General features: G+C 62.7%; 4 protein-coding genes. 3 read left to right on the top strand and 1 reads right to left on the bottom strand.

Going from position 1 to position 5,852, the window contains the following annotated elements; genetic code table 11:
- Window positions 1-190 precede the first annotated feature (190 nt).
- The gene (locus EOA60_RS15585) at window positions 191-1,351 is read left to right on the top strand and encodes a glycoside hydrolase family 25 protein (RefSeq protein WP_067327832.1); all 1,161 of its coding nucleotides are present in this window, start codon (window positions 191-193) and stop codon (window positions 1,349-1,351) included.
- A 12-nt stretch (window positions 1,352-1,363) separates the two neighbouring features.
- On the opposite strand, the gene EOA60_RS15580 is transcribed toward EOA60_RS15585, so the two are convergent.
- Window positions 1,364-2,206 carry an AraC family transcriptional regulator gene (locus EOA60_RS15580; RefSeq protein WP_095823932.1) on the bottom strand — a complete coding sequence of 281 codons (843 nt, stop codon included), beginning with the start codon at window positions 2,204-2,206 and terminating at the stop codon, window positions 1,364-1,366.
- Window positions 2,207-2,457: 251 nt separating this feature from the next.
- On the opposite strand from EOA60_RS15580, the gene EOA60_RS15575 reads away from it, so the two are divergent.
- A complete protein-coding gene (locus EOA60_RS15575) occupies window positions 2,458-3,924 on the top strand; it encodes an alpha-glucosidase/alpha-galactosidase (protein ID WP_095823818.1) in 1,467 nt (488 codons plus the stop codon).
- Window positions 3,925-4,033: 109 nt separating this feature from the next.
- The coding region (locus tag EOA60_RS15570; protein ID WP_128311575.1) for an ABC transporter substrate-binding protein at window positions 4,034-5,852 on the top strand (1,819 nt) is incomplete at its 3' end.

Below are 5,852 nucleotides of genomic sequence, written 5' to 3'. Positions count from 1 at the left end.
ATACTTGGGGTTGGCCTGCGTCCTTCTTTTTACGTAAACGTCAAACACGCGGATTTTGCAAGCGTAGACTTCGTCGTCCACGGCCGGAGAGGTTCAGTCGCTGTTCCGGCGCTGAACACCTCGCGGTTTGACAGCACTTCCTTAACCATAGCGGTTCAGGATCGTCCTCTGGTCAGTGGGGACACCCTGATTGAAAAAGCCGGCGCGCCCTCTTCGCCGCCTGGCGCTTCTCGCGGCTGCGGTTGCGCTGGGCACGGCGGCAAAGGCCTCGGATTTCTCCGAGCCGTGGAAGAATGCCGACCGCGCGCTGGTGATCGACGCCTACGAATACAACTCCATCGATTGGGCTGAGCTTGCCACCGACAAGCGCATTGTCGGCTTCATCAACAAGGCGTCCGACGGGCTGCCGCCGCCCTATTTCTGCTTCGGCGACGAGACCGAGGTGAAGCTCTGCAAGGCGCTGTGGAAGCGCCATGCGGTGACGCGCGAGCTTTTCCAGACACGCAAGGTGGTGGCGAAGGCGCTCGGCCTGAAGTGGGGCGCCTATCACCTCGCCCGCCCCGGCAATCCGGTCGAGCAAGCCAACAATTTCATCGATTTCGCCGAGCCGGCGCCGGACGATCTCATTGCCCTCGACATCGAGGGCATCGACCCCACGCAATGGATGTCGCTCGAGGATGCGGAAGAATTCGTGCGCCAGGTGCATCGCCGCCTCGGCCGCTTCCCGGTGCTCTACTCGAACGGCAAGACCGCCCAGTACATCGCCGACAACCGTTACACCTACCGGCTGTTGTCGCGGTTGCCGCTCTGGTATGCGCGCTACAAGCCGGACATCGACGTGCATTTCCCGATGGGCAACTGGCAGGGTTACGCGCTCTGGCAGTTCGCGGCAAAGGCGAATTGCGGCCGCTTCAGCTGCCCCTATCGCGTGCCGGGCACGCCCAACGACATCGACGTCAGCGTCGCGCCGATGAAAGCCGATGCGTTGCGCCAGCAATGGGCCTTTGGCGGCTTGATCGACGTGCCGGCGGATTACCTCGCCTCGATCCCGGTGCCGATCCCGCGCGAAGCGGGCCTCGCCGGCAAGGTCACCATCACCTATGCCGATGTGGCGACGCCGCCGACCATCGAGGAAATGGTCGCGGTGCTCGGCGCGCGCTGGGAGAAATTCCGCGACGGATTCCGAATGCCGGTGGTCAAGACCGTGCCGCAGCGCCCGAGCTTCGGCATCGTGCAATATGTCGCCTGGAAACGAGCCGGACAGCGCACGCCCGAACAGCTCGACGCCGCTTTCGCGGCCGCCGATCCGGTCAGCACTGCATCGACGACGCTCGACCACCGCAGGCAGTAGTCAACGGCAGCGTCAACGATGATTGCCCAGGCTGGCATACATGCCGGTGGTGCGGAACTGTGTGGGCGTGATGCCGTAGCAGCGGCGAAACACCTTGGAAAAATAGTTGGGGTCGTCGAAACCGCACAGAACAGCGACTTCCTTTACCGGCAGGAAATCGGCCTTGGTCAGCAACTTGGCGGCGCGCTGCAGCCGCTGCTGCAGGACGAATTCGGCCGGCGGCAATCCTTCGCTCTCGGCGAAGCAGCGCGAGAAATGGGCGCGGCTGAGGCCGCTGATTTCGACCAGCTCCGCCACCGGCAGCGGCTTGTCGAGATTGGCGTTGATGTGATCGATGACCGGCTGCATGGCGCTCTGCTTCTCGGCGAAGGCGTGCGAGCCGAAGACATCGTCGTAAAGCGCCATCGCCGCCTCATAGGCGATCGCCGAGGCCGCGCCCGGCGAGGCGGCGCCCTTGATCAGGCGCAGGCTGCAATCGGCAAGGTGATCGATGGTCGCCGGCTGCAGCCGGAACACGGGACCTGAGACGCTGAGGATCGACTTGTGGACGCGGAGCGCCTCCTCGCCGTTCATCGAGATCCAGAAATATTCCCAGCGGTCGCCCTTGGCCAGCCAGTAGCGATGGTTGTGCGGCACCAGCACCAGCAGCGTATCGCTCGCCTGCAGGCGGTAACTGCGGCTTTCATAGCGCAATTGCCCGGTGCCGCTGATCGTATGCTGGAGCACGGTAAACGGGGTCTGGCCGCGCTTTCGCCCGTCCCAGTCGTAAGTCTCGTCCTCGCGCACCTCGTAGCCGGTGCTGGTCGGCATGGCGTGCAGGCGCTGGCGCCCGCGCGGCAGCGAGATCGTGCGCATTAGCTTTCCATTGGCGATCAGATCCTGCAGCACAAAATTACCCTCGAAAGCATAATCCTTCTCTGGCCGCGCCGGCGAATAAGCGCATAATCCGGCTCACTCAAGAACGGGAAAGACCCGCGGTCGAGGAGCGGGCGGGAGGAGAAAGAGCTGGATTTCCGGCTCCACGTGGCGAGCGCGCCTGCCGGCGCGCGGCCATATCCTCCCTTGCTGCTCCTTGCCTAACATTCGATTGGATCGAGGTGAAGGTGATGAGCTTCAAAATCGCTATTATTGGCGCCGGCAGCGTCGGCTTCACCAAGAAGCTGTTCACCGACATTCTCTGCGTGCCCGAATTCAAGGACATCGAATTCGCGCTGACCGACATCAGCGAGCACAATCTCGGGATGATCCAGGCGATCCTCGATCGGATCGTGGAAGCAAACGGGCTGCCGACCAAAGTGACGGCGACGACCGACCGCCGCAAGGCGCTGGAAGGCGCGCGCTACATCATCAGCTGCGTGCGCGTCGGCGGTCTCGAAGCCTATGCCGACGACATCCGCATCCCGCTGAAATACGGCATCGACCAATGCGTCGGCGACACGATCTGCGCCGGCGGCATCCTTTACGGCCAGCGCAACATCCCGGTGATCCTCGACTTCTGCAAGGATATCCGCGAGGTCGCCGAGACCGACGCCAAATTCCTGAACTACGCCAACCCGATGGCGATGAACACCTGGGCCGCGATCGAATACGGCAAGGTCGACACGGTCGGGCTCTGCCACGGCGTGCAGCACGGCGCCGAACAGATCGCCGAGGTGCTCGGCGCGAAGTCGCCCAGCGAGCTCGACTATGTCTGCTCCGGCATCAATCACCAGACCTGGTTCATCGAGCTCAGGTTGAACGGCCGCGCGATCGGCAAGGAAGAGCTGGTCGCCGCCTTCGAAGCGCATCCGGTCTATTCGAAGCAGGAGAAGCTGCGCATCGACGTGCTGAAGCGCTTCGGCGTCTATTCGACCGAAAGCAATGGGCATCTGTCCGAATACCTGCCCTGGTACCGCAAGCGCCCCGACGAGATCACACGCTGGATCGACATGTCGGACTGGATCCATGGCGAGACCGGCGGCTATCTCCGCTACTCGACCGAGACCCGCAATTGGTTCGAGACCGAGTATCCGCAGTTCCTCGAAGCGGCGTCGAAGCCGATCGACCCGGCCAAACGCTCCAACGAGCATGCCAGCCACATTCTCGAGGCGCTGGAAACCAACCGCGTCTACCGTGGCCATTTCAACGTCAAGAACAACGGCGTGATCACCAACCTGCCACAGGACGCCATCATCGAGTCACCCGGCTTCGTCGATCGCTTCGGCATCAACATGGCCGCCAGCATCACGCTGCCCGAGGCATGCGCCGCCACCTGCATGTCATCGATCAACGTCCAGCGCATGTCGGTGCATGCTGCGATCGCCGGCGACATCGATCTTTTGAAGCTCGCCATGCTGCACGATCCGCTGGTCGGCGCGGTGTCGACGCCGGAGGAAGTCTGGCAGATGGTGGACGAGATGGTCGTCGCCCAAGCCGCCTGGCTGCCGCAATATGCGGACGCCGTGCCGGCGGCAAAGGAGCGACTTGCGAAGTCGAAGGTCAAGACCCGCGAATGGGCGGGCGCGGCGCGGCGGAACGTCCGCTCGATCGAGGAACTGCGCGCCGAAAAGGCGGCACTGAAACAGGCCGGCTGAGATTTCCGGCAGGCGGACCTGCTGGAGGCCAGACCGCCGAAAACGGCCTCCAAAATAAAGATCAAGCGGCGGGCAAGCAGCAGACGTTCAAAACATCTGGGAGGAGACAATGAGGAACTTACACAGAATTGGCATTGCCGCCGGACTGGCGCTCGGCGTTTCTATTCCGGCGCTCACCGCTTTCGCTTCCGAACCGACGATCCCGCCCGAGCCGGCGACATTCCCGGCCGAGGGCAAGATTCATTATGTGGCGCGCGACTCCATCCTGGAGTTCAAGGCGCTGCCCGACTACCACGAGCCGGACTGGGTGACGCAGAAATACGTCAAGACCGGCAAGCTGCCGCCGCTCAAGGACAGGCTGCCCAAGGAACCGCTGGTCTTCAAGACCGCCAACATGCCGGACGGCATCGGCGTCTATGGTGACACGATGCGCCATGTCATCGGCGGCAGGCCGGAAGGCTGGAACTACGGTGCCGGCCAGACGCAAGGCTGGGGCGGCATCGACATCGCGCTTTCCGAATGCCTGACACGCACCGCGCCGCTGTTCCAGGTCGATGCCAAGGACACCGAGCCGCTGCCGAACCTTGCCAAGAGCTGGGAGTGGTCGAAAGACGGCCACAAGCTCACCATGCATCTCGTCGAAGGCGCCAAATGGTCGGACGGCGTGCCCTTCAACGCCGACGACGTCATGTTCTACTGGGACGACGAGGTCGTCGACCCCAACGTGTCGCCGCTCAACGGGGCGACGCCGGAAACCTTCGGCGTCGGCACGATGCTCAAGAAGATCGACGACTACACCGTCGAATGGACGTTCAAGGAAGCGTTTCCGAGGCAATATCTCTATGCGATGGCCTACGGCACCTTCTGCCCCGGCCCGGCGCACATTTTGAAGCCGCAGCATCCGAAATATTCGAAGAACACCTACGACCAGTTCAAGAACGCCTTCCCGCCGGAATACATGAACATGCCGGTGATGGGCGCCTGGGTGCCGGTCGAATACCGCCCGGACGACATCATCGTCATGCGGCGCAATCCTTACTACTGGAAGGTCGACGAGAAGGGGAACCAACTGCCTTATCTCAACGAGCTGCAATACAAGCTCTCGACCTGGGCAGATCGCGACGTCCAGGCCGTCGCAGGCTCGGGCGACTTCTCCAATCTCGAGCAGCCCGAGAACTTCGTCGCCTCGCTGAAGCGCGCGGCTGACAAGAACGCGCCGGCACGGCTTGCCTTCGGTCCGCGGCTCATCGGCTACAATCTGCGTATGAATTTTTCCGCCAATGGCTGGGGCAACCCGGACGAGCGAGGCCAAGCGATCCGCGAATTGAACCGCAACGAGGATTTCCGCAAGGCCGTGACCATGGCGATCGACCGCAAGGCGCTCGGCGACTCGCTGGTCAAGGGACCGTTCACCGCCATCTATCCCGGCGGCTTCTCCTCCGGCACCAGCTTCTATGACCGCAAGTCGACGGTTTATTACCCGTTCGATCTCCAAGGGGCCAAGGCCGAGCTCGCCAAGGCCGGTCTCAAGGATACCGACGGCGACGGCTTCGTGAACTTCCCGGCGGGCACCGCCGGCGGCAAGAACGTCGAGATCGTGATGCTGGTCAACAATGACTACACCACCGACAAAAGCCTTGCCGAGGGCGTCGTGGCGCAGATGGAGAAGCTTGGGCTGAGGGTCGTGCTCAACGGGGTCAACGGCACGCAGCGCGACGCGATCCAGTATTCCGGCCGCTTCGACTGGCTGATCCGGCGCAATGACCAGGAGCTCACCTCCGTTGTGCAGAACACGGAGCAACTCGCTCCGGTCGGTCCCAAGACCAGTTGGAACCATCGCGCGCCTGAAAGCGGCGAAGTCGATCTGATGCCGTTCGAGAAGGACCTCGTCGACATCGTGAACAAGTTCGTCACGACGCAGGACAACG

This window comes from Mesorhizobium sp. M1A.F.Ca.IN.020.06.1.1 (assembly GCF_004023265.1).
Lineage (GTDB): Bacteria > Pseudomonadota > Alphaproteobacteria > Rhizobiales > Rhizobiaceae > Mesorhizobium.
The sequence above is the reverse complement of the archived record's forward strand: the minus strand, read 5'-3'. Positions and strand labels throughout refer to the sequence as shown.